23 protein-coding genes and 1 pseudogene are annotated in these 22,617 nt (G+C 45.4%); 17 read left to right on the plus strand and 7 right to left on the minus strand.

Annotated features, from left to right (window positions below; all coding sequences use genetic code 11):
- Positions 1 to 13: 13 nt before the first annotated feature.
- Positions 14 to 352: an ISC system 2Fe-2S type ferredoxin gene (gene fdx / locus ICN25_RS06670; protein ID WP_215301387.1), complete on the plus strand. Its 339-nt coding sequence runs from the start codon at positions 14 to 16 to the stop codon at positions 350 to 352.
- A gap of 85 nt (positions 353 to 437) precedes the next feature.
- On the opposite strand, the gene ICN25_RS06675 is transcribed toward fdx, so the two are convergent.
- The 4 genes and pseudogenes from ICN25_RS06675 to ICN25_RS10040 all read right to left on the minus strand — a co-directional run.
- On the minus strand, positions 438 to 782 hold the full coding sequence (locus ICN25_RS06675; RefSeq protein ID WP_216180419.1) for a Rap1a/Tai family immunity protein: 345 nt from the start codon (positions 780 to 782) through the stop codon (positions 438 to 440).
- Between the two features lie 52 nt (positions 783 to 834).
- The gene (locus ICN25_RS06680) at positions 835 to 2,067 is read right to left on the minus strand and encodes a DUF3300 domain-containing protein (RefSeq protein ID WP_255536712.1); all 1,233 of its coding nucleotides are present in this window, start codon (positions 2,065 to 2,067) and stop codon (positions 835 to 837) included.
- A 213-nt stretch (positions 2,068 to 2,280) separates the two neighbouring features.
- Positions 2,281 to 3,138, minus strand: coding sequence for a substrate-binding domain-containing protein (locus ICN25_RS06685; protein WP_255536713.1), 858 nt, complete (start codon positions 3,136 to 3,138; stop codon positions 2,281 to 2,283).
- Positions 3,139 to 3,168: 30 nt separating this feature from the next.
- Positions 3,169 to 3,318, minus strand: a pseudogene (locus ICN25_RS10040) (LacI family DNA-binding transcriptional regulator); the annotation flags it as partial.
- Between the two features lie 70 nt (positions 3,319 to 3,388).
- Between ICN25_RS10040 and ICN25_RS06690 the strand changes: the two are divergent.
- The 8 genes from ICN25_RS06690 to ICN25_RS06725 all read left to right on the plus strand — a co-directional run bounded on the left by ICN25_RS06690 (position 3,389) and on the right by ICN25_RS06725 (position 11,228).
- On the plus strand, positions 3,389 to 4,183 hold the full coding sequence (locus tag ICN25_RS06690; RefSeq protein WP_370624709.1) for an ABC transporter permease: 795 nt from the start codon (positions 3,389 to 3,391) through the stop codon (positions 4,181 to 4,183).
- A complete protein-coding gene (locus ICN25_RS06695) occupies positions 4,183 to 4,968 on the plus strand; it encodes an ABC transporter permease (protein ID WP_216180426.1) in 786 nt (261 codons plus the stop codon). Before ICN25_RS06690 ends, ICN25_RS06695 begins: the two co-directional genes overlap by 1 nt.
- Before the next feature lie 3 nt (positions 4,969 to 4,971).
- Positions 4,972 to 5,769 (plus strand): ABC transporter ATP-binding protein, encoded by a 798-nt coding sequence (locus tag ICN25_RS06700; RefSeq protein WP_216180429.1) that lies wholly within the window; start codon positions 4,972 to 4,974, stop codon positions 5,767 to 5,769.
- 31 nt (positions 5,770 to 5,800) lie between these two features.
- Positions 5,801 to 6,865 (plus strand): ABC transporter substrate-binding protein, encoded by a 1,065-nt coding sequence (locus ICN25_RS06705; RefSeq protein WP_216180432.1) that lies wholly within the window; start codon positions 5,801 to 5,803, stop codon positions 6,863 to 6,865.
- A gap of 85 nt (positions 6,866 to 6,950) precedes the next feature.
- The gene (gene hisD, locus ICN25_RS06710) at positions 6,951 to 8,264 is read left to right on the plus strand and encodes a histidinol dehydrogenase (RefSeq protein WP_216180434.1); all 1,314 of its coding nucleotides are present in this window, start codon (positions 6,951 to 6,953) and stop codon (positions 8,262 to 8,264) included.
- A complete protein-coding gene (locus ICN25_RS06715) occupies positions 8,261 to 9,034 on the plus strand; it encodes an SDR family oxidoreductase (protein ID WP_216180437.1) in 774 nt (257 codons plus the stop codon). Before hisD ends, ICN25_RS06715 begins: the two co-directional genes overlap by 4 nt.
- Before the next feature lie 10 nt (positions 9,035 to 9,044).
- A complete protein-coding gene (locus ICN25_RS06720) occupies positions 9,045 to 10,049 on the plus strand; it encodes a galactitol-1-phosphate 5-dehydrogenase (RefSeq protein WP_216180440.1) in 1,005 nt (334 codons plus the stop codon).
- A 27-nt stretch (positions 10,050 to 10,076) separates the two neighbouring features.
- A complete protein-coding gene (locus tag ICN25_RS06725) occupies positions 10,077 to 11,228 on the plus strand; it encodes an iron-containing alcohol dehydrogenase (RefSeq protein WP_370624729.1) in 1,152 nt (383 codons plus the stop codon).
- A 61-nt stretch (positions 11,229 to 11,289) separates the two neighbouring features.
- On the opposite strand, the gene ICN25_RS06730 is transcribed toward ICN25_RS06725, so the two are convergent.
- Both ICN25_RS06730 and ICN25_RS06735 read right to left on the minus strand, forming a co-directional pair.
- Positions 11,290 to 12,648, minus strand: a complete 1,359-nt coding sequence (locus ICN25_RS06730) for an FAD-binding oxidoreductase (protein WP_370624710.1) — start codon at positions 12,646 to 12,648, stop codon at positions 11,290 to 11,292.
- A 58-nt stretch (positions 12,649 to 12,706) separates the two neighbouring features.
- Entirely contained in the window at positions 12,707 to 14,341 is a 1,635-nt protein-coding gene (locus ICN25_RS06735; protein ID WP_216180445.1) for a thiamine pyrophosphate-binding protein, read from the minus strand.
- Between the two features lie 354 nt (positions 14,342 to 14,695).
- Between ICN25_RS06735 and ICN25_RS06740 the strand changes: the two genes are divergently transcribed.
- Positions 14,696 to 15,769, plus strand: coding sequence for a TauD/TfdA family dioxygenase (locus ICN25_RS06740; protein ID WP_216180448.1), 1,074 nt, complete (start codon positions 14,696 to 14,698; stop codon positions 15,767 to 15,769).
- Between the two features lie 109 nt (positions 15,770 to 15,878).
- Entirely contained in the window at positions 15,879 to 16,862 is a 984-nt protein-coding gene (locus ICN25_RS06745) for a tripartite tricarboxylate transporter substrate binding protein (RefSeq protein WP_216180451.1), read from the plus strand.
- An 83-nt stretch (positions 16,863 to 16,945) separates the two neighbouring features.
- On the opposite strand, the gene ICN25_RS06750 is transcribed toward ICN25_RS06745, so the two are convergent.
- The gene (locus ICN25_RS06750; protein WP_216180454.1) at positions 16,946 to 17,833 is read right to left on the minus strand and encodes a LysR family transcriptional regulator; all 888 of its coding nucleotides are present in this window, start codon (positions 17,831 to 17,833) and stop codon (positions 16,946 to 16,948) included.
- Positions 17,834 to 17,915: 82 nt separating this feature from the next.
- Here ICN25_RS06750 and ICN25_RS06755 point away from each other — a divergent pair, with 82 nt between their 5' ends.
- Genes ICN25_RS06755 through ICN25_RS06780 form a run of 6 tightly spaced genes read left to right on the plus strand, consistent with a single transcriptional unit; the run spans position 17,916 to position 22,572 of the window.
- Positions 17,916 to 18,647 (plus strand): succinate dehydrogenase/fumarate reductase iron-sulfur subunit, encoded by a 732-nt coding sequence (locus ICN25_RS06755; protein WP_216180457.1) that lies wholly within the window; start codon positions 17,916 to 17,918, stop codon positions 18,645 to 18,647.
- A complete protein-coding gene (locus ICN25_RS06760) occupies positions 18,644 to 18,994 on the plus strand; it encodes a succinate dehydrogenase (RefSeq protein ID WP_216180460.1) in 351 nt (116 codons plus the stop codon). The genes ICN25_RS06755 and ICN25_RS06760 overlap by 4 nt, the downstream gene beginning before the upstream one ends.
- On the plus strand, positions 18,991 to 19,350 hold the full coding sequence (gene sdhC, locus ICN25_RS06765) for a succinate dehydrogenase, cytochrome b556 subunit (RefSeq protein WP_216180463.1): 360 nt from the start codon (positions 18,991 to 18,993) through the stop codon (positions 19,348 to 19,350). The genes ICN25_RS06760 and sdhC overlap by 4 nt, the downstream gene beginning before the upstream one ends.
- Positions 19,351 to 19,373: 23 nt before the next feature.
- Positions 19,374 to 20,237 carry a fumarate hydratase gene (locus ICN25_RS06770; RefSeq protein ID WP_370624711.1) on the plus strand — a complete coding sequence of 288 codons (864 nt, stop codon included), beginning with the start codon at positions 19,374 to 19,376 and terminating at the stop codon, positions 20,235 to 20,237.
- Between the two features lie 8 nt (positions 20,238 to 20,245).
- The gene (locus ICN25_RS06775) at positions 20,246 to 20,857 is read left to right on the plus strand and encodes a fumarate hydratase C-terminal domain-containing protein (protein WP_216180469.1); all 612 of its coding nucleotides are present in this window, start codon (positions 20,246 to 20,248) and stop codon (positions 20,855 to 20,857) included.
- The gene (locus tag ICN25_RS06780) at positions 20,854 to 22,572 is read left to right on the plus strand and encodes an L-aspartate oxidase (RefSeq protein ID WP_216180471.1); all 1,719 of its coding nucleotides are present in this window, start codon (positions 20,854 to 20,856) and stop codon (positions 22,570 to 22,572) included. Before ICN25_RS06775 ends, ICN25_RS06780 begins: the two co-directional genes overlap by 4 nt.
- Positions 22,573 to 22,617 lie beyond the last annotated feature (45 nt).

The following is a 22,617-nucleotide window of genomic DNA, read 5'->3' on the forward strand; positions in this document are numbered from 1 at the left end:
GAAAACTACCCAGATGACTCAGATTGTTGTTCTACCCCATAGTGAATATTGCCCAGAGGGCGCTGTAGTTGAAGTAACCCCCGGCACTTCTATTTGTGAAGCGCTGCTAGAAAACAATATTCCAATTGAGCATGCCTGCGATATGGTTTGTGCTTGCACTACCTGTCACGTCATTGTGAAAGAGGGCTATCAGAGCCTCAATGAGCCTGATGAGAATGAAGAAGATTTGCTTGATCGCGCATGGGGTCTTAATCCCCAATCTCGCTTATCCTGCCAGGCAATTGTTGCCCGTCAAGATTTGGTGATTGAGATTCCGAAATACTCAATCAATCACGCAAAAGAAAACCATTAATTGCTTTCAAGATGCAGATAAAGAAAAAGCCACCCTCAGGGTGGCTTTTTTAATGCTGGATCAGAAGATCAAGCAATTCAATGCATCACTTGCCGCAAGGGAATACGCCTTCTAAAAACTTCAACATAGTTTCTGCTGCTGGTTTAGGTCCATTAGATGGGTTTGCATTGGCCCAGGCAATGTATTCGTCTACCACTTGGATGCGTGTTGGGGCAGGTTGCTTAACGCAAATCTTGCTGGGCGCAGTTTTTGGATTGCGTGTTGCAAGGTAGGTGTCATAAACGGCCTGACCATAAATTTGGCAAGTTACGTTTGTGCTTCCGTCGCCTTTGCAGTATTGCAATAGCTCATCAGTAGTTGTTGCGTTTGCTACCTGCATGCTAGTGGCCATTCCGAAGGCTAGGGTAGCGGCAATTAAAAATTTCTTCATGTTCATTCCTTTAATCAAATTTGTATATATCAATGTGGATGAGTGCGAGTAATTAGCGGCGTCCTCGACCGCCACCGCCTCCAAAGCCGCCACCGCGGTTACCGCCACCAAAGTGCTCGCCACCGCCATCAAAGCGCGCGCTGCGAGTATCACCAAAGCCGCCGCCACCACCAAATCGATCGCCACCGCCGGAAGATCTATCTGGAGCGCGATCACCACCAAAATTACCACCGCGGTCGCCGCCATCTCTGTTAGGTGTTCGGTCTGCACTTGCACGATTGCCTCCGCGATCACCACCCATATTGCCAGCACGATCACCGGAGCGGTTATTGCTTAAGTCACCACGTTGCAAGTTCTGACGTAATTGATCACGCTCCGCATCGCGATTTGCATTAGCTCCAGCACCGCCACCAAGATTGGCGCTACGACGTTGTTGGTCGGGCTTCCAGTCGCTGGAGCCGCCATTACGATTGCCGTTCCAGTTGTTGTTGGTGTTCTTATTGAAGTTGTTGAAGTTATTGTTATTTACGGTCAATGATCCACCGCCATAACCACCTCCCCAGTGACAGCCGCCCCAAAGAGCCGCACCAACTGCCATACCAACTCCAAAAGAGAGAAGTGCAGTGCTGGCTACGTATCCAGGCGGATAGTATGCGTATGGAGGGTATGTTGGGTAGGCCCATGGACCGTAAACAACCATTGGGTCGTATGTGGGAACATAGACGACTTGTGGGTTAGCAGGTTCAATGATGATGGTCTGACTGCTACCACTACCTTGTGTTGTTACTGTCTGCTGTGAATTCGATTGCAGTGAACCAGCTTGCTTGGCTTTTGCGCGCAATGCTTGAATCGCGCTCATGGTTTCAGATTGCTGTGCCAAAACTGCATTGCCAAGTTGCTGCGTCCAGCTCAGCTGGGAGCCCATCATCTCCAGTACTGGTGGAAATGATACGAGGGACTTCACACTGGCATCCCAGGTCTGCTGTTGAAGCGCTTGATTCAGAGAATTGCCCTTAAGCTTGCTATTAGCTTTAGCCCAGTTTGATGCCTCCCCAACCTCTAGTGGGTAGGTGGCAGCCATCAATACTTGCGAAACAAGTGCGTCTGGATAAAGTGCAATCGGCGCTACCAAAGCCTCTAATTGAGCTTGAGAAAGCTTAGCGGACTGCTGTTGGCTAGTGTTCTGGGCATATGCCACAGGAGCCGTTGCAGGAATGATTAGTGCAGCCGTAAGTAGGCTTGCTATTAAACGAGATGGAATGCCCATCTTCTTTGTCGCCAACATTGGCACCCCTTTTTCTAGGTTGAATATGCTTTGATTCTACAGAATGGCGTAAATCCTCAGATATGCACCAAATTGAAGCATAGCGCACTTAAACCAGGCAGGTTAATAATTGTGATGAAGGGTAGGGGAATACTATGAATTTGTTGTTCATTCTTTAGTAGTACCTCCATAGATTTTCTTTCAAGCCACCCTACGGGGTGGTTTTTCTTTGCCTCATATTCTTTTAGATTTTGGAACTGTAGAGGTTGAACCTCGGATCACTAGATTCACGCCCGCCTTAATTTTTTTCGGCAAGTCTTCTACTCCATTAATTTGTGAAATTAAATGATTGGCTGCTTGAGCCCACATGGCAACTGCATCAATATGTATGGTAGTTAGACTGGGCAGTATGTGTCTAGATATTTCCAGATCGTCAAACCCAACGATAGATAGCTCTTTGGGAACTTTGATGCCTTGATTTTGTGCCTCTAGTATCGCCCCCAGCGCAAGCACATCTTGCCCGCAAATAATGGCTGTTATTTTTGGATTGGATAAAAGTAATTTTTTTAAAGCAAGTCTTGCCTCCTGAAGCTCATAGTGGCACTCCACAATGACTTCAGGTCTAAGATGGATTTTATTTTGCGCTAAAAGCTCTAAAGCCCCCGCAACTCGATCCTTTGCTCGGTCATTATCAGCGGTGATACCCGTCAAAATACCAAAATATTTGTGACCCATCTCAAGAAGGTGTTGAACACCTAGCTTAATGGCTTCCCTATTATCAAAGCCTGAGGCAAAGCCCTGTAAAGGGGTTGTGAGGGAGCCAACATGGATATAAGGAATAAAGCGGTTCTTGAGTAGCTTAAGAGCATCCCTCTCCTGGCTTACTCCAAAAAGAGCTACTCCCTCAACGCCTCGCGCAAGCAGATTATTAATTTGGTTTGATTCAATTGATGGGTCGTAGTTGCTACTAGCAACCAATAGCTGATAACCAGCTTGATTTAACTGTTTCTGAAACTCTGCTAGCCCTTGGGCAAAAATAGCATTGTCTAGAGTGGGGACAATAGCGCCAATAGTCCCAGAGCGCTTAAGCATTAAAGCGCGTGCCCCAGCATTGGGTATGTAACCCAATTTTTTAATGACGCTATTAATTTTTTCTCTAAGCGAAGTGCTTACGGTGTCGGGGCGATTTAAGGCCCTAGATACCGTTGCAGTAGAGACTTTTGCTGCAGTTGCAACATCACTAATAGTGACTGCGCCAATCAATTTTTTCATTTTTGGTTCGGGTAAATACTTAAGAAAGTAGCTAGACAGAATTTATATTACTGTTAAATTGAGGGTGATCGTGAAAGCGCTTACATTTTATAAGGAATTAGAAATTTTTAGCAGACTTTTCTCTCTCGTTTTGTTCTTTGGTATTTCGTTACTCGTTTGGTTTGGCCTAACTGAATGGACAGGGGCAATCTCGAGCGCTAGATTTCCTGCGCCTACAGAGACTTGGAACTCTTTCAAGATTATTGCAATGCAGGGCTACGGAAATGGCAAGCTGTACCAACATATCTTGCAAAGCGTGGTCCTAGTCACGACAGGATTTTTGGTTTCTTCTTCTCTGGGGATTCTTTTGGGAATTCTCATGGGAGCCAATAAAAAAATTGAAGCATTTGTAAATCCCATCTTCCTAACCCTCAGGCCCATACCACCCTTAGCTTGGATTCCTTTAGCCATTGTTTGGCTGGGATTGGGTAATTCGGCTAAGGTGATGGTTATTTATGTGGCTGCTTTTGTGCCGGCTGTCATTAATAGCTTTACAGGGGTTAAGTCGATTGAAGTTCCGCAGCGTGAAGCAGCTGCTATGTTGGGGATTGGCCGCTTTGCCTATTACCGTGAAGTGCTCATTCCGGGTGCGCTTCCTTTAATTTTTACAGGCCTGAGACTTTCACTTCAAGCATCATGGACTACCTTAGTTGCTGCTGAGTTAGTTGGGGCTACATTAGGCTTGGGTTCAATCCTCAATCAAGCTGCGCAGGATATTAACCCTGCCATGATTCTGGTGGGCATGATCAGCGTGGCAATTTCGGGGTGGCTCATGACGCAGATATTGGCGAAAGCTGAACGTCTTGCAATGCCTTGGAGAGCGTAATGGCACATCAAGGGCGCTTAAATCAGAGTGAGTTTATTTTATGGACAGGACTCGGTATTGCTAGTTTTATTGGAATTTGGTACCTGTCAGCTCTATTGGGTGTTGTGCCAAAGCAATTTTTGCCGGCTCCACATGAGGTTCTTCTTAAATTCATTCATTTAATGAATGAGCCTTTTTCTGGTTACACCTTACTAGCTCACATTGCATCAAGCTTCCAGCGCTTTCTATATGGCTTTGTATTGGCGGTAGTCATTGGGGTGCCACTTGGTTTGTTAATGGCTTTATCTCGTTTTGCAAACCAGCTAATTACTCCATTCTTTGAAAGCATTCGATTTGTTGCGCCAATCGCTTGGGTTCCGTTCGCCGCCCTTTGGTTTGGCACTGGCATTGGTGGACCAGTTCTGGTTATTTTTATGGGCGCATTTCCACCAGTCTTAATTAATACTTATCGCGGCGCCATACATGTGGATAAAAAATATCTTGAGGCCGCAAAGATGTTGGGGGCAGGCAGGTTGCGTTTAATGACAGAAGTCTTGTTCCCAGCAGCCATTCCATCCATTATTGCCGGCTTAAGAATTTCTGCTGGACTAGGTTGGCAATCTTTGGTGGGTGCTGAGCTGATTGTGGCATCTAGTGGTGTGGGTTACATGATGGTTAAAGGTCAGGCCAGTATTCAGACAGATATTGTGATGAGCGGGATGATTGCAATTGGACTCATTGGTTTATTGATTGATGTACTTTTAAGGCAGGCTGAAAAGTTTGCCGTTCACTATAAAGAAATTTGATTTATGGCAGATATTGTTTTTGATTCCGTAGAGAGAAGCTTTAAGCAAGGCGGCAAGGAATTTTTAGCTGTTGGGGGAATTGATTTAACGGTCAAGGATAAAGAGTTCGTGGCTATTGTTGGCCCGTCTGGTTGTGGCAAAACTACCTGCATGCGCATGGTCGCTGGCCTAGAGATGCCGAGTAAGGGGCATGTGTTAGTTGGCGGCAAGGAGGTGAGGGGTCCTGGACCGGATCGTGCCGTTGTGTTTCAGCAATTCGCATTATTTCCTTGGAAGACGGTTCAAGAGAATATTGAGTTTGGTTTGAAATCGATGAGTATGAGTTCTGAAGAGAAGCGCGATAAGACTATTCGATTGATATCCTTGATGGGCCTAGAGGGCTATGAGCAGGCTTATCCTCATCAATTATCTGGCGGCATGCAGCAACGCGTTGCCATTGCCCGTGCGTATGTTCTGGAGCCGGAAGTGCTCTTGATGGATGAGCCCTTTGGCGCCTTAGATGCCCAAACGCGGGTAGTGATGCAAGAGGAGCTCGTGAGGCTTGCCCGTAAGAATCCCAAAACAGTTTTGTTCATTACACATGCGGTTGAAGAAGCGGTATATCTCGCAGATCGTGTAGTCGTAATGTCTAGAAGACCGGGACTCATTCGAGATGTCATTGAAATTAAGCCTATACGTGAAAAAGAAAGCTGGGATAGTCATTCACGCATTGAAGATGTAATGGATTTAAGTTCGTTTGTGCAGTTGCGTAGTCAGATTTGGAAGTTGTTACGGGAGCAAAACTTGGGCGTTGATCATTGATTCACTTTTGTAAGGTACGAGGGAGATAAGAATGCAATTTAAAAAAACATTAGCCGGCATTTTAGGTGCAACGGTTTTATCGGCAGTCAGCATTAGTCAGGTGCAGGCGCAAGCAAAGCCGGCATTAACGGAAATTAAAGTTAGCTATCAACCAGCCCTTTATTGGGCGCTACCTTTTTACGTGGCAACTGAGAAAAATTGGTGGGCTGAGCTAGGTCTTAAGCCTGAATTCAGCACCTTCCCGGCAGGGGTCCCACAAATTGCCGCCTCAGCATCAAAGTCATGGGATGTTGGTGGAACAGGATCTGTACCGGCGGTATTGGGCTATGTGCGTTTTGGCATTAAAACGATTGGACTCTCTAATGATGAGTCAATGGGTAATGCTTTGCTGGCAACCCCAAAGGCTGCAGCTGCTTTTGCAGCCAACCCTCAATCATTAAAAGGTCAAACAATCGTTCTCACTGGAAATTCCACTGGCGATTACGCTGTTCAATCTTGCCTGAAGAAATATGGCCTATCTAAAACTGATGTCACCATTAAGAATATGGGGCAGGGTGAAATTATTTCTGCGATGTCATCTGGTAACGCAGATTTAGGTGGTTTATGGGCGCCAAATATCTATACCTTGGAAGAAAAAGCTGGCGCCAAGGTGATTTGTAGTGGCAAGGATGGCGGTGCTTTTGTTCCAGGAGCTTTGATCGTTCGCGGCGATTATGCAAAAGAGAATCCTCAAAATGTCGCTAAATTCTTAGCAATCTATTTACGCACTTGGAAGTGGATGAATGCCAATCAGCCACAAGCGATTGCAATGATGAAAAAGTTTTATGAGCAAGGTGGTGTAACAATTTCTGAGGCATCAATGAAGAAAGAGTTTGATACACGCCCAACCTATGATCTTGCAGGCGAGTTAAAGATTATGGATAGCTCCAAAGGTCCATCACAGGTAGATGGTTGGTTTAATGCTATTGCTGCATTCATGCAGTCTACTGGCGCTATTCAGGCTATTCCACCTGCAAATGAGTACATCACTGATGAATTCATGAAGATGGTTAATGCAGACAAAAAACTCCGTGAGTTTGCAAATAACAGCAAGTAGGATTTATTAAGTAGATCTAAAAAATGGGGGAAACCTCATTTTTTAGATTGAAGCTGTAAGCGCTTACAAAATTAAGGTTAAATATATGTCGATTAATTATTTAAAAAAAGCAGCAAAGACCCCTGAAACTGAGACCTCTGCAGCGCAGCAGGTAGTAAATGAGATGCTCGCTAATATTGAAAAAAATGGCGAAGCAGCTGTTAAGGAGTACTCTCTCAAGCTCGATAAATGGGCTGGTGAGATTGTGATGTCTCAAGAAGCTATTAATGCAGCTTTGGCTGACGTGCCTAGTGCTGTAAAAAAAGATATCGATTTCGCGGTGAAGCAAGTTTATGACTTTGCTATTGCTCAGAAAAATAGTATCCAGGACTTCGCAACAACCTTGCATCCTGGTGTTACGGCTGGTCAAAAAGTGCTGCCAGTGAATGTCGTTGGATGTTATGCCCCTTCGGGTCGATATGCCCACATTGCTTCTGCCTATATGACAGTTGCTACTGCTAAAGCGGCGGGAGTAAAAAATATTATTGCTTGCTCCAGTCCATTTCGGGGCGGAGGTATTCATCCATACGTTCTATATGCTTTCAAGGCCGCGGGTGCAGACGTCATTATGACCTTGGGTGGCGTGCAGGCAATTGCATCAATGGCCTATGGCTTATTTACCGGCAAACCTGCTGACGTAGTGGTTGGTCCAGGAAATAAGTTTGTAGCAGAGGCGAAACGCTCTTTATTTGGTAAGGTGGGTATTGACGTTTTTGCCGGCCCTTCTGAGGTGGCGGTGATTGCTGACGAAACTGCTGATCCCAAAATTGTCGCAAGTGATTTGGTTGGGCAAGCAGAGCATGGACATGAGTCTCCCGCTTGGTTGTTTACAACCTCAGAGAAGCTGGCGAATGAAGTAATGAAATTAGTTCCTGAAATGATTGACCTATTGCCCCCTACTGCTAAAGATGCTGCAGCCTGCGCTTGGCGTGATTATGGTGAGGTTATTGTTTGCAGTTCTCGCGAAGAGGTTGCCCAGATCTCTGATAAATATGCCAGTGAACACCTTGAGGTTCATGCAAAAGATTTGGATTGGTGGCTTAGCAATCTCACTTGTTATGGGTCGCTCTTCTTGGGTGAGGAAACTACAGTTGCCTTTGGCGATAAAACTAGCGGACCAAATCATGTTTTACCCACTAAGGGTGCAGCAAGATACTCCGGAGGCTTATCGGTTCATAAGTTTATGAAAACCTTGACATGGCAAAAAATGACGCGAGAAGGTAGCAAGGAAATGGCCTTGGTCACTGCCAGAATTAGTCGTTTGGAGGGTATGGAAGCGCACGCACGCACTGCAGATGATCGACTGGAAAAGTATTTCCCAGATGAAAAATTTGATCGCGGAACTCCGGTGGAGGTATGAGTCTGAAGATTGAACAGTTATTTGGCTTGCAGGGAAAAACCGCTCTGATCACTGGTGGTAGTAGCGGCCTGGGTGAGGGCATTGCTCTAGCGCTCGGTCGAGCTGGGGCTCAGGTTGCGATTGCTGCTCGCAGGGAGTGGCAATTGTTTGAAGCTGCTGAGCGTCTAGATAAACAGGGCGTTCAAGCCTCTTGCTTTGTAGCCGATCTCAGCCTGCTCGAGCAACCTGCAGAGTTATCTCAGAAGGTGTTAACTAAGCTAGGCAAGGTCGATATTTTGGTTAATGCTGCTGGAATGAATTTACGTGAACCTTTTACTGCGGTCTCACCAAAAAGTTGGCAAGAGCAATTGAATGTTCATTTGGGCGCTCCATTTTTTTTGACACAAGCTTTGGCACCTCAAATGAGAGAAAGAGGGTGGGGGCGGATTATTAATATCGCCTCTTTGCAAAGTTTTAGGGCGTTTGCAAATAGTGCTCCTTATGGCGCAGGCAAGGGTGGAATAGTGCAGCTTACACGTGCAATTGCGCAGGAGTGGTCAAGGTTTGGCATTACCTGCAACGCAATCGGCCCCGGTTTTTTCCCAACCGCACTCACTGCACCAGTCTTTGGGGATCCAGAGTTGGTCAAAATGCACGCAAGTAAAACGGCCGTTGGCCGCAACGGGGAGATAAAAGATGTCGATGGCTTAGCAATTTTTTTGGCTAGCGATGCATCCTCATACATCACGGGGCAAACCATCATGCTTGATGGTGGTTACACCGCATCATAAGGAAGGAACTATGAAAGCTTTGGTCTATACGCAACCCAATGAGATGCAAATATTAGATCGACCCTATCCCGATCTAGTAGAAGGAGAAGTGGTTTTGAAGATAGAGTCAGTTGGCATTTGCGGTAGTGACATGCATGCTTTTCATGGACATGATCCCAGAAGAAAACCAGGGCTTGTATTGGGACATGAATTTGCTGGAACAATTGCGGAAGCTAGTACCCCATTATTTTCTCCCGGGCAAAGAGTCACGGGTAATCCGTTAATCACCTGCGGACATTGTGAGTATTGTTTGCAAGGTAGAAATAATTTATGCGCTAACCGAACAATGGTTGGCATGACTCGCCCTGGTGCTTTTGCTGAGTATATGAGTATTCCGGCAAGCTCATTGATAGCAGTCCCAGAGAATCTGTCGGTAGATGCGGCGGCACTCACTGAGCCTGCTGCAACTGCAGTGCATGCAATCAATTTAGCAATGCGCGCACTTCAGCGCCCCATACAGGAATGTCGCGTTTTAATCCTCGGTGGTGGGGCGATTGGCATGTTAGCCGCTCTCCTTCTCAAACATTATGGGGTTGGTGACTTAACGGTCGCAGAGGTAAATCCATTGCGCAGAAGCGCTATTGAGCTTCATGCTGCATGCAAGACCTTTAATCCAATTGAGCAGAAGGCATCTGAAAACTATTATGAGTTTGTAATGGATTGTGTTGGTGCTGCCGTAACTCGAAATGCTGCCATGGCAGCTATCAAACCTGGAGGTGTGATTATGCACGTAGGTCTTCAGGATTGGTCTAGTGAGATTGATATGCGTAAGCTCACACTTGCGGAAATTACACTTCTTGGCACCTACACTTATTCAACCGTTGATCTTCAGGCCACGGTTCATCTATTGGCTCGTAATGCGTTTGGAGATTTGTCTTGGGTGGAAAAGCGAACCCTAGATAATGGGCCTCAAGCTTTTATGGATTTACATGCCGGCAAGACTGCAGCGGCAAAGGTTTTGCTTAAGCCCTTCTGAGCGTATTTATTTATTACCAAAGGATTGCTGATGCAATTTGATTTTCATTCCACTCGTTCTATCCTGGTTCAGCGGGGTGGCTCTAACCAGTTGGCAAAAATCGCTCGTGAGCAGGGTGCTAGCAACGTTTTAATTGTTACGGACCCCGGAGTACTTGCTGCAAGATTGTTGGAAAAATCATTACCTCAATTCAAAGAGTTAAACATTCCTGTACATATTTTTTCTGAAGTCCAGGCTGATCCACCGGTTTCAATCATCGAAACAGCGGTTAAGGTGGCTCAAGAATATAAAGCAGACTGTATTGTGGGGTTTGGCGGTGGCAGCTCGATGGATGTGGCAAAGCTCGTTGCCTTGCTATCGCTGGGCAAGGAGGCATTGGCTGATATCTATGGGATCAGCAATGCGAAAGGCCCTAGGTTACCGTTAATATTGGTACCCACCACTGCGGGAACTGGATCAGAAGTAACTAAGAGTTCAGTAGTTACTGTGAGCGAGAGTGAAAAGAAGGGTGTCCTATCCCCCCACTTACTACCGGATGTTGCTCTTTTAGATGCTGAGTTGACATTGGGTCTTCCAGCACATGTCACTGCAGCCACTGGAATCGATGCCATGGTTCATGCAATCGAGGCATTTACAACAAAGCATTTAAAAAATCCCATGGCTGACTGCCTTGCAAAAGAGGCCCTGAGATTGTTATCGAACAACTTGCATCGTGCAGTCTTTGTGGGTGGAGATATTGAGGCACGTGAAAATATGCTACTCGGAGCATGTTTAGGTGGAATGGCATTTACTAATGCACCAGTCGCCGGTGTTCATGCTTTAGCTTATCCAATTGGAGCAAGATTTCATGTGCCACATGGGCTGTCAAATTCACTAGTGCTGGCTCCGGTAATGCGATTTAACTTAGAGGTTGCGCATGTAATGTATGCGGATCTTGGACAGATTATTCGGCCCGGTTTACAAGGGTCGACTATGAAGCAAGCTTCTCAATTGGTAGATTATCTTGGTTCCTTGGCAGGGGAGTTAGGCCTGCCCACTCGTCTTAGAGATGTTGGGATTGCTGAAAAAGATATTGATCAATTGGCGATCGATGCGATGTTACAAACCCGTTTGCTAATGAATAGTCCGCGGGAAATCAAGCTTGAAGATGCTGCCGCCATCTACAGAGAGGCTTTGTAGGATTTCAAGTTTCTAGTGAATACGTTCTATAGGTACGGAGAAATATTCATAGGTATTGCTGCTAAAGTACTTTGCCAGGATTCATGATTCCGTTTGGATCAAGTGCTATTTTGATGCTTTTCATCAACCCCAGTTCTACAGAACTCTTTCTTTGCGTTAGCTCATCTCTTTTCAGCTGCCCAATACCATGTTCGGCTGAAAATGAGCCTGAGTATTTATAGACTTCATCATGAACCAATTGATTAATGTCTTTTCTTCTTGACTCAAGTTCTGTAGAAAATTCTGGGGTGAGTGGCGCAATGTTGTAGTGAAGATTGCCATCACCAATGTGCCCAAAAATAATTGTTTGTAAATGCGGCCAAAAGTTTTTCAATTTCACTTCTGTTGATGAGACAAATTCCGCCAGTGCAGATATTGGCAATGAAATGTCATGCTTGATGATTGTCCCAAGGCTGAATTGCGCTTCCGGTATGCCCTCCCTTACTTTCCAGAGCTCTTTTGACTGCTGTAAGGATTTTGATAAGACAGCGTCATTGATTAGTGCGACATCAAAGGCCTTCTCAAGCAATGATTCAAGCTGGGTATATGATTTTTCTTCATCCTCCATGCTTGATAGCTCTATCAGCACTGTCCAATAAGATTTGTTGTTAACTAGCCCGGCTAGTTTTTCATTCCCGATGGGAACAAGGCTGAGCGCTTTAGATGAAATGATCTCAAATGCGGTTAAGTCTGCATTGCAATGCTGATTAATTAATTCAATCAGTTGGATGCTGGCGTTTATGTCTTCTAGGGCAACGAGTGCTGTAGCTTTAGATCGAGGTAATGGAAATAGCTTTAAGGTTGCAGCAGTGATAATTCCAAGCGTTCCTTCTGAGCCAACGTAGAGATCTTTTAATGAGTACCCGGTGTTATCTTTTCTAAGGCCGCGTAAACCATTGAAGATTTCGCCAGATGGTGTCACCACCTCAAGGCCTAGTGTGAGATCACGCATATTCCCATAGCGAAGAACTTGTACTCCCCCTGCGTTGGTGGATAAATTTCCTCCAATAGTGCAGCTGCCTTCTGAAGCGAGGCTAAGGGGAAATAACTTTCCCGATTGTTTTGCAGTCTCTTGAGCGCTTGCTAGTAGCACTCCAGAATCAAGGGTAATCGTCGAGTTTTCAAGATTAACCTCATGGATTCGGTTCATTCTGCTTGTGAGAATGACAACCGATTGATAATCGCTGATGGGGGTTGCGCCACCACAAAGTCCAGTGTTTCCTCCTTGCGGCACGATAGATATTTTATTTTGATTACACAAAGAAACTAAGGCAGCTACCTCCTGAGTGTTCTTTGGTTTTAAGACAGCAATGGCATCACCCGAGAAGCGTTTACTCCAATCCGTTAAAAAAGGCTGGTTATCGGATTTTGAGTCGCACACAAAGTCCAGCCCAATGATTGAACGACATTGTTCAAGGAAATTCTGGTACTTAGTCAGATTAGCCCCTTTTGATATTAGGTGCCGCTAGACCCTCAATCATGACATTAATGCAGGATGGTAAATTGCTCGCGATTGCACGTTTTACTGCAGGCAGTATTTCATTAGAGCTTGTCACTAGCTCCCCGTAACCACCAAAAGCTTGGCAGACTTTTTCATAGCTCGATGGCAACAGTTCACAGCCAATGGTTCTATCTTTACCGTAATCTTTGAGTTGGATCTGATATTCGGCATTCCATCGCGCATCGTTTCCAACTAAAAGGACAAAATCTAGTCCATAGCGAACGGCTGTATCAATTTCAGCGCTATGAAAACCAAAAGTACCATCTCCCATTACAGCAATAATCGGTGCGTTTGGTTTTGCAACTCTTGATGCCAATGCAAAAGAGATCCCGGCCCCAATGGAGCCGGCGATGCCATTGAGAACACGATTGGGTGCATTCAAGCATGCCTGAGCCCACTGTCCAATTTCACCGCCATCACTGACTAGCACTGAATCTGGGTGACTATCCAATATTTCTTGAAGAGGCAGAAATGCTTGTGCTGGATGAATTCTGCCTGCTGTTGGTGGTAACTCTTTCCAAGAAGCAGGGCGATAGGTAATGGCTGAATTAACCTCTTTTAGCCATTCATCTGGGCTTGGATGTTTTGCCGATTTAGCAGCGATCAGTTTGTCGATTGCAGTGGGGGTGTCGCAAATGCATGATGACTTCAAGCGATTGCTTACTGCTTTTTTGACTCGCTCAATTTCATTTGCTTCGGGATCAATTTGTAACAAAGTGCACTCTGGATTGATGCCAGGGCTATTACCAAACTTCAAGGTAAAGTCGAGTTTTTTGCCAAGCAAAAGAATGCAGTCGGCTTGAGATAAAACTTCAGAAAAGGCGCCGAGACTAGGATCGCCAATGCCTCTTGGGCTTTCCATGCCAACCACGGGAATGTTTAACGCTGCTTCAAGTTGTAGCAATTGCTTTCTTCCGGACTTGGAGAGCATCATTGGTCCAACGAGTATGAGTGGTTTTTTAGAAGCCATTAACGGCGACAGAATTGCCGCAACATCTACATTACTGGACTGATGCTCCACCAAGAAATCCTCGCTTGAGGGTAGGGGGGCATTTAATGGACTTGCAGCTTCTAGAATATCGCTAGGTAGACTCAGGTGTGTAGGGCCCGGTCTTCCCGACTTTGCTATGCGTATTGCTTTTGCAGTATCGATGGCGATATCTTCAACTTTTTGGCAAGTCCAGGAGGCCTTTGTTAACGGCGCTGCAATGTCTGCTTGAGCCATCTCCTGAAATGCACCTTTACCCAGCTGGTTTAAGGGTGCGTGCCCTGAGACAAGAACAACTGGTGATTCAGCCATTGAGGCGGTGTAGAGGGCAGAGACTGCATTTGCATGACCTGGTCCGCCTGTCACTAAGGCAATACCGATCTCACCAGTCAGTCTTGCCCATGCATCAGCCATATGAACTGCAGCCGCCTCATGTCGCGTATGTATGAGCGCAATTTTGGAATCAAACAGTGCGTTGTACACAGGCATGATGTGATTTCCAGAAAGCGTAAACACTTTAGTAACACCCGCAAGCTCTAGCGCCTTAACAAAGTTATCGGCACCGCTGGTAATTTTTGTGACCATAAAAAATACATCCCTAAAAATTTCATTGAGTACTGCTCTCTGTCAGTAGAGCATACGATATTTTTGTAAATTCATTTGTTCAAAAACAATCTATTTTTATTCTGGCGCATAGGCGAATTTATTTTTGGATTTTTCGGAATTTCTTCTTATGTAGGGGCAGAGGTAAAAATGGGTGATAACCCTTAATCATTCACCATCATCTATAGAGTTTAGTTATATGAGAGTTTTAAAAATAAAATAAATTGATATGAAAAAGTATATTTGTGATTTATTTCTCAAATTTTTTGAGATAGACTGCTTTTAATTCGAGCGCAGTCAAAATCCAAATGTATGTAATTAGATGAGGTAATGAATATGCATGCAGAACACGCCGCAAATAAACTGGACAATGCCCCAAGCGTGATTGAGGGGGCTGGTGCATGGTTAGGCGAGGTTATTCAAAATGATCCTAGCTGGATTGTTCATTGGGACTCAGAGCAAATCGCCGAGCTTGAGGCGGCCGCAGATCATTTTCTTAGCTCTGGCATTGCATTAGAAGACATCAGCCCTGAATCATTTCCACTAAAAAAGCTTGCGCCATTTGTTGCTAAAACGCTTAATGAGCTACTAGCCGGGCGTGGCTTTGTGCTGTTGCGTGGTCTTCCAATCAAAAACTGGTCAATAGAAAAGGCTGCTGCTGTTTATATGGGGCTTGGTCGCCATATGGGTAGCTTAAGAAGTAGTAATGGTAAAGGTCATCTTTTGGGTCATGTACGTGATCAAGGTGTCAAGGTAGAGGCTGGAGTACGTTTTTATCAGACCAATAGAAAGCTTGATTACCATACCGATTCTGCAGATATTGTGGGCTTGCTTTGCCTACAAAAAGCTAAGGCGGGCGGGGAGTCATTTATTGCAAGCTCGATGGCCCTCTATAACAAGTTGATTGAACGCAGGCCGGATTTAATCTCTGCTATGTTTACTCCTTACCCGACTGATCGCCGAGGAGAAGTTCCTGAAGGTCGGGATCCATGGTTTGAGATTCCAATCTTTAATTGGTATCAAGGACATCTTTCCTGTGTTTACTTGCGGCACTACATAGAAGACGCACAACGACTTTATCCGCAAGCTCCGAGACTAACTCCAGAGCAAATCGAAGTCATGGATGAAATTGATGCCATTTTGCAAGAGCCTGGATTTGCCCTGCAGATGGCTTTTGAGCAAGGCGATATTCAACTCTTGCATAACCATCAAATTCTCCATTCAAGAAATGATTTTGAGAATTGGCCAGACCCTAAACTTCAGCGCCATCTGTTGCGCCTCTGGATTGCGCCTCTATCAGCAAGACCTTTGCCCGCCTATTTTGATTCTCGCTGGGGGGGTGTGACACCAGGGGATAGGGGTGGAATCTTGGTTCCAGGGACCAAACTTTCTGTTGAGTTGACTGTATAGTCAATCGACGCTCTTACTCGTTTAAACCCTTACTTTATTTTTTACAAATACTCTTTAGCATTAGCTTGTATTTCTATGGGATGCCGGATTTTAAAAAACAGGGGGTAGCATGCTGCGCTTAGTAAAAAATCGATTTATTCCAGCATTATTTTTGATGGCGTTGGCTGCTGATGTTGCAGTAGCTCAAAATTATCCAAATAGACCCATTACGCTCATTGCGCCCTATGGAGTTGGTGGTGATAGTGACTTTTCTGCCAGAAATTTAGCGCCTATAGCTGGCAGGTTATTAGGCCAAAACGTGATTGTGCAAAACATTGCGGGCGCATCAGGGACGATTGGCTCGCAAAAAGTTCGCACATCCCCGCCTGATGGCTACACTTTATTAGTTTCAAGGGCTGGCTCTCAGGCGATTGTTCCGGCACTCGATAGTAGTACTCCTTATAAATGGAATGACTTTACGTTCATCTCCTTACTTGACTTTAATCCCTTGGTTTGCGTTGTGAAGCCTGATGCACCCTATAAAAATATGAAGGAATTAATAGCGGTCATTAGGGCAAATCCAACTAAATTGAATTATTCCACTGCGGGTGCGGGGACCACGCAACATTTGGCTGTAGAGGTTCTCTTGCGTGACGTTGGCTTACCATCATCAGCTGCAACGATGATCCCTTATAAAAGTGCTGGACTGGCTTCTACTGCTTTGTTGAGTGGTGAAGTGGATTTCTTATGCAATAACTTAACGACCATTACAGGGCAGTTAAAAGGAAATGCAATGCGACCCCTTGTAACTTCATCACCTACACGCTTAAAAGATTTTCCAAATATTCCCACCGCAAAAGAGGAGGGAATGGGAAGCCTCGAGAAGGTTATGGGATGGAGTGGTTTATATGGACCTCCTGGGCTACCGTCCGAAGTTGTTGACAAGTGGCAGGCTATTCTCAAAGAGGTTGCAAAAAATCCTGCATGGATAAATGGTAATGACATGGTTGGTGCAATCTCAGCGATTCGCTCGCAAGCAGATACCGAAGCCTTTGCAAAAGAGCAATACGATCTTTATAGCAAATTAGGTACTGAATTGAATCTTAAGAAATAAGGCCTTTATTGCGCCTAATGAAAAGTCCGGTAATGCCGGACTTTTCTTATTGTTGCTATGTCTACAGAACCCACTTAAGTTGGCTAGTTATTTGTTGGATGAATGGATAAGAAGTGTTGCTTAATGACCTGGGTAATATTTTGGCGACTGTGTTTTTTTCGTTCTAGCAGTCCCACCTTACGAAACACTGTTTTCCCTGTCAACTCCGAAATGTGTAATTGTTTATCAGTTCCCCAGGAGATGTTCGCTAGCTTAGGGACAATTGCGTAGCCTAGCCCCTGCCTCACGAGCTCAATAATTGCTTCTACGGAATTGAGCTCCATACCTTCCTTAATAACTAGTTTGTTTGAGCGAATAGTTTGATCTACAAGGTGGCCTGTCCAAGTGTTTCTCTCGAATCGAATAAATGGTAGCTCGCTAGACAATGCCTTTGTGGAGACACCTTTTCTATTTTTGACTGTTGGGTAAATTAACACCATGGGTTCGTTGTACAACTCAGTCCATTGCACATTTTGAGGTAATGCATATGGGGATTCTGTAACAATGGCTGCATCCAGACTCCCGTCAAGAACTTGATCAAGAAAGTTGCTAGATAAGCCAGCTATTAATTTGACCTCAAGGCTTGGATAACTTTGTTTGATTTTATTGAGGGCATTGCCAAATGCCCCCATGAGGGTTGAAACAAGTGCACCTAAAACGATGGTTCCGCTCACTTCGGATTTGAAATCAGAGCCCAGGGCCTCATAACGAGCCACGATCTCCTGGATTGGCTCAACTAATGATCTGCCGTGGTGATTTAGAGTCATGGAGCGTTTAGTCCTATCAAAAAGCTCAATACCAATATCTGCCTCCAGTTGCTGTAATTGTTGTCCCGCAGCAGCTGCGGTAAGCCCTATTTCACGTGCAGCGGCCGCCACGCTCTTGTGTCTTGAAATAGCTAGAAAGTTCTTGAGTACTCGAATGCTCGACATAGGCTTAAATATAAAGTATTTTTTTATCTCGAAGAAAATTATATTCGATTTATTTTTTACTATCTATCGATATAATCAGCTCATGTCCAATACAGATCTCAAAGTAAAAGTCTGGCGCGGTGCTCAAGAAGGTGAGTTTGTTGAGTATTTGGTGCCACGAAACTCCAATCAAACGGTGCTGGATGTTGTTACCTATATTCAGCGCAAGCTGGATCCAACCCTAAGTTATCGCTTCGCTTGTCGAGTTGGTATGTGTGGTTCTTGCGCTATGACAGTGAATGGCGTTGCTCGCTGGACATGTCGCACGCACGTTTCTCAGATTGTGGAGGGTGACTCACTAGAGATCGCCCCCTTAAATAATCTTCCCGTCATTAAAGATCTTGCAACGGATATGCGAGAGTTCTTTAACAAGTGGAAAGGTGCTGTCGGCTTCTTCAAGGGCAATAAAACACGTCATGATGATTTTGCGAAAGTAGAGCCAGAATCGATTGAGCGCCAGTTGGCTAATGCTGGCATCGAATGTATTGGTTGCGGAGTTTGCTATTCCTCGTGTGAGGTTGTTGAAAAACGCGCTAACTATCTTGGTCCTGCGGCTTTGAATCGCGCCTGGACGCTAACAAACGATGTGCGTGATGTGCAGCAATTGGATCGCCTGCGTGCTGTTGCTGGCGATGAAGGTTGTCATGCATGTCATACGCAGGGATCTTGTACAGAGCGCTGTCCTAAGAAGCTTGAGCCTACAGCCAGTATTGCTGGCCTTAAGAAATTGGTAGCCAGGGCTGCCGTGCGTGGCAGCAAATGGGGTAAGTTATGAGTCCGGGAGTATTGCAGGCAAAGCTTTGGTATGCCCAAAGAATTAGTGCCATGATTTTAGGACTCTGTGTCAGCATCCACCTCATCATTATTTTTTACGCAATACGCGGCGGTCTCACTGCTGAAGAGATTCTTGGGCGCACGCAAGGCAATATTGCATTTGCCATTTTTTATGAGATTTTTGTTTTGGCCTGTTTTGTACATGCACCTATCGGTGTGGCTAACATTCTCGAAGAAACCTTTTGCAAAGGATTTATTTCCAAGGCTCTATCTTGGGTTCTGGCGGCCCTCATCATCACCCTGGGAACTACAGCGGTAATCGGCGTCTATACCGGAGGTGCTTTATGAGATCTAGACCAAAGCTCGATTTACGCGCAAAGTCTCATCTCTCTTACTTTGCATATGCATGCCATCGTTTCTCCGGATTATTGTTGGCTTGCTTTATTCCTTTGCATTTCTTAATGCTTTCTCAGTCCCTACGTGGGGCCAGTGGATTTGAGCGCTATTTAGAATTAACTGATTTTTGGGTATTCAAATTTGGTGAGTGGGCGCTCGTTATTTTGTTGGCGATACATTTGGTGGGTGGAATTCGGCTCATCATGATTGAGTTTGGTCCGTGGCGCGGACTGCGTAAGGCTTGGACCCAAGTGGCTATTTTGTTTGGCATTGCTTGTGGCCTTCTATTCTTGTATTTAGCAAATTGATTGGGTAATTTATGCAGTTGCAAATGAAAGCAGTTGAAGACGCATGTAAAGAGCTTTATATCCGCGCCTTAAAAGTACTCCCAGATGATGTTAAAGCGGGTATTGAGCGCTTAAACCAAGGTGAGTCGGATGCTCGCGCACAGGTAGTGCTGAAAACCATGATCACCAATATTGCTGTTGCAGAGCGTGAGGACAACTTACTTTGCCAGGACACGGGCCTACCGATCTACAAGGTCAAGATTGGTCGCAATGTTCAGCTTGATGGCATGGAGCTCAAGGCGGCTATTCGTAAAGGGTGTGAGCGTGCAACAACTGAATATCCATTGCGTTCATCAGTAGTCCATCCAATCACCAGAAAAAATAATCACACCTCCTGCGGCATTGATATGCCTGCAATCAGTATTGATTTTTGTGACGATGATGAGACGCTTGAAATTGAGATGGTTCCAAAGGGAAGTGGCTCAGAAAATAATTCATTTTTGAAGATGGCTATTCCTGCTGATGGGATTAATGGCGTTAAAGCTTTTGTCATTGAGAGTGTGGTATCTGCTGGAGGTAAGACATGCCCCCCAACGATTGTTGGCGTTGGCATTGGTGGCACCTCCGAGCAATGTGTTGCGATGGCCAAGCGTGCGGCTACCAGGGCATTGGGGAGCGTATGTAGTGACGAAGAAGGCGCCAAGTTAGAGCAAGAGTTAACTGTTGCTGTAAATAAATTAGGTATTGGCCCCCAAGGTTTAGGTGGCGATGGAACGGCATTTGCCGTGCATGTCGAGCTTGCACACACCCATATCACTTTAAATCCAGTGGCAGTCAATATGCAGTGCCATTCTGCGCGAAGAGCGCGAGCAACTTTCACACCCGCTGGTGTGACTTACGGATTCTAGGAATAACGATGGCCCATTACTACCTTCCAACTCCTGTTAGCGAAGCGGATATTCGTAAGCTACGTATTAATGACACAGTTACACTTCAAAATACCTTGTTTGGTATTCGAGATGCTACGCAGATCCACTTATTTGATAAGGGTCGAAAAACTCGCTTTGATCTCAATGGGCATGCTGTGATTCATACAGCGCCGAATGTGCGTAAGGTGCCTGTCAGCGAAGAATTCCCAGCTGGCTACCAGCCAATCTGCATTGGGACTACTACTTCAGATCGTATGGAGCGTTTTACTCGCCCTTTGATGACTGAAAATGGTGTGCGAATGATTGTAGGCAAGGGCGGTATGCGTGAAGGATCTGCGGCAGCCTTTCAGGAAATCGGTGGCGTGTACCTTGCTATTATTGGCGGCACAGCGGCACTAGAGACGACTTGGATTGAACAAATAGAAGATGTCGATATGGATGATCTCAATCCAGAATCTCTCTGGCGCTTCAAGATTAAGGACTTTGGTCCTTTGCTGGTAGCAATGGATAGCCACGGTGGCAGCATTTATCAAGAAGTGAAGAGCGATGTTGCGCGCAATAAAGAAGCTGTTTTAAAGAGCTTAGGAATTGCATCATGAATATCGCCACTATTGAAACTGATATCCTAATTCTGGGTTCTGGTGGTGCAGGATTATTTGCAGCCCTGCACGCACATCAAGCTAATCCAAACCTTAAGATCACTATTGCCGTAAAGGGGCTGCTGGGGAAATGTGGTTGTACCCGGATGGTGCAGGGTGGTTATAACGTTGCGCTAGCAGAAGGTGATTCTGTTGAGCGTCACTTTATGGATACGATTGAGGGTGGTAAATGGCTGTCCGATCAAGAGTTAGCTTGGACCTTAGTTAATAAGGCTGTCGAACGTATTCATGAGCTTGAGAATGAGCTCGGCTGTTTTTTTGATCGCAATCCAGATGGAACAGTCCATCAAAAAGCATTTGCTGGACAAACCTTTGACCGTACAGTTCATAAGGGTGATTTGACTGGCATTGAAATTATCAGTCGATTGGCTGAGCAAGTCTGGGCTAGAGGAATTCATCGCCTTGAGGAATATCGGGCGCTTGAGTTAATTCATAGTGCTGATGGAAAGTCACTCGCCGGGGTACTCATGCTCAATATGCAGACTGGTGAATTCACATTGGTACGAGCCAAGGCAGTACTCCTTGCTACTGGTGGTGGTCCAACAATGTATAAGTACCACACGCCTTCGGGCGATAAGAGCTGTGATGGCTTAGCAATGGCTCTGCGTGCTGGCCTCACATTGCGCGATATGGAAATGGTGCAGTTTCATCCAACTGGTTTGTTAGCCGGCCCTGGCACCAGGATGACTGGAACTGTTCTTGAGGAAGGCTTGCGTGGGGCAGGTGGATATTTGCTTAATGGTAATCAAGAGCGCTTTATGGGTAACTACGATCCCCGTAATGAACGTGCAACTCGAGATATTGTTTCTCGCTCTATTAATTCTGAAATTAGAGCGGGTAGAGCCACCCCTAATGGCGGTGTTTTTATTCAGATGAGTCATCTCGGCCCTGATAACGTTCGCAAGCAATTTAAAGGCATGGTCGAGCGATGTGCTGATAGTGGCTTTGACTTGGCTGGAGATCTTGTAGAGGTTGTTCCAACTGCACATTACATGATGGGCGGATTGATATTTAAGGCAGACTGCAGCACCGAGTTACCAGGTTTATTTGCAGCAGGTGAAGACACTGGAGGGGTGCACGGTGCAAACCGCTTGGGTGGTAATGGCGTTGCTAACTCCACTGTATTTGGCGGTATTGCTGGTGAAGAAATGGCGAAATGGGTTGTTTCGCAGAATTTGCAGGAGTGCAATATGGATGAGGTGCACGCCAGCATCAAGGCTCATGAGGCGCCATTAGAGAGGCCTGCTGGCGATATTGAGTTAATTCGTGATGCTCTGGCAGAGTGTATGTGGGATGACGTAGGCATCTCAAGAACAAAAGAAAGTTTGCTCCGAGCTCGCATCAAGCTTGATCAGTTAGGTGAGCAGTTGCATCAAATTGGCGTTGGCGATATTCAAAGGGAATACAGCATTACATGGCAGGATTGGATGAATTTAAATAATCTGATCTTAGTTAGCAAGTCTGTAACCGAAGCTGCGCTTTCTCGTGAAAACTCTCGAGGAGCTCACTATCGTGATGATTTTCCTCAACCCGGCTCTTTAGAAGAGTCTTATTTCACAGCAGTTCAATTGGGTAAAAATGGGTTGGATATTAAAAATAGACCAGTTCAATTTACGATGATTAAACCTGGCGAGACTATTTTGGTAGAGGCCTAATTATTTTTGAATTAATTGAGCCGGCCTCGTTTGCGCTAGCAACTC

The sequence above is a fragment of the Polynucleobacter sp. 80A-SIGWE genome, from assembly GCF_018882295.1.
Taxonomy (GTDB): Bacteria; Pseudomonadota; Gammaproteobacteria; order Burkholderiales; family Burkholderiaceae; genus Polynucleobacter.

Excerpts from the sequence above, each read along its gene's own strand:
- fdx (WP_215301387.1), top strand. The coding sequence starts at position 14 with ATGACTCAGATTGTTGTTCTACCCCATAGTGAATATTGCCCAGAGGGC.
- ICN25_RS06675 (WP_216180419.1), bottom strand. The coding sequence starts at position 782 with ATGAAGAAATTTTTAATTGCCGCTACCCTAGCCTTCGGAATGGCCACT.
- ICN25_RS06680 (WP_255536712.1), bottom strand. The coding sequence starts at position 2,067 with ATGTTGGCGACAAAGAAGATGGGCATTCCATCTCGTTTAATAGCAAGC.
- ICN25_RS06685 (WP_255536713.1), bottom strand. The coding sequence starts at position 3,138 with ATGCTTAAGCGCTCTGGGACTATTGGCGCTATTGTCCCCACTCTAGAC.
- ICN25_RS06695 (WP_216180426.1), top strand. The coding sequence starts at position 4,183 with ATGGCACATCAAGGGCGCTTAAATCAGAGTGAGTTTATTTTATGGACA.
- ICN25_RS06700 (WP_216180429.1), top strand. The coding sequence starts at position 4,972 with ATGGCAGATATTGTTTTTGATTCCGTAGAGAGAAGCTTTAAGCAAGGC.
- ICN25_RS06705 (WP_216180432.1), top strand. The coding sequence starts at position 5,801 with ATGCAATTTAAAAAAACATTAGCCGGCATTTTAGGTGCAACGGTTTTA.
- hisD (WP_216180434.1), top strand. The coding sequence starts at position 6,951 with ATGTCGATTAATTATTTAAAAAAAGCAGCAAAGACCCCTGAAACTGAG.
- ICN25_RS06715 (WP_216180437.1), top strand. The coding sequence starts at position 8,261 with ATGAGTCTGAAGATTGAACAGTTATTTGGCTTGCAGGGAAAAACCGCT.
- ICN25_RS06720 (WP_216180440.1), top strand. The coding sequence starts at position 9,045 with ATGAAAGCTTTGGTCTATACGCAACCCAATGAGATGCAAATATTAGAT.
- ICN25_RS06735 (WP_216180445.1), bottom strand. The coding sequence starts at position 14,341 with ATGGTCACAAAAATTACCAGCGGTGCCGATAACTTTGTTAAGGCGCTA.
- ICN25_RS06740 (WP_216180448.1), top strand. The coding sequence starts at position 14,696 with ATGCATGCAGAACACGCCGCAAATAAACTGGACAATGCCCCAAGCGTG.
- ICN25_RS06745 (WP_216180451.1), top strand. The coding sequence starts at position 15,879 with ATGCTGCGCTTAGTAAAAAATCGATTTATTCCAGCATTATTTTTGATG.
- ICN25_RS06750 (WP_216180454.1), bottom strand. The coding sequence starts at position 17,833 with ATGTCGAGCATTCGAGTACTCAAGAACTTTCTAGCTATTTCAAGACAC.
- ICN25_RS06755 (WP_216180457.1), top strand. The coding sequence starts at position 17,916 with ATGTCCAATACAGATCTCAAAGTAAAAGTCTGGCGCGGTGCTCAAGAA.
- ICN25_RS06760 (WP_216180460.1), top strand. The coding sequence starts at position 18,644 with ATGAGTCCGGGAGTATTGCAGGCAAAGCTTTGGTATGCCCAAAGAATT.
- sdhC (WP_216180463.1), top strand. The coding sequence starts at position 18,991 with ATGAGATCTAGACCAAAGCTCGATTTACGCGCAAAGTCTCATCTCTCT.
- ICN25_RS06770 (WP_370624711.1), top strand. The coding sequence starts at position 19,374 with ATGAAAGCAGTTGAAGACGCATGTAAAGAGCTTTATATCCGCGCCTTA.
- ICN25_RS06775 (WP_216180469.1), top strand. The coding sequence starts at position 20,246 with ATGGCCCATTACTACCTTCCAACTCCTGTTAGCGAAGCGGATATTCGT.
- ICN25_RS06780 (WP_216180471.1), top strand. The coding sequence starts at position 20,854 with ATGAATATCGCCACTATTGAAACTGATATCCTAATTCTGGGTTCTGGT.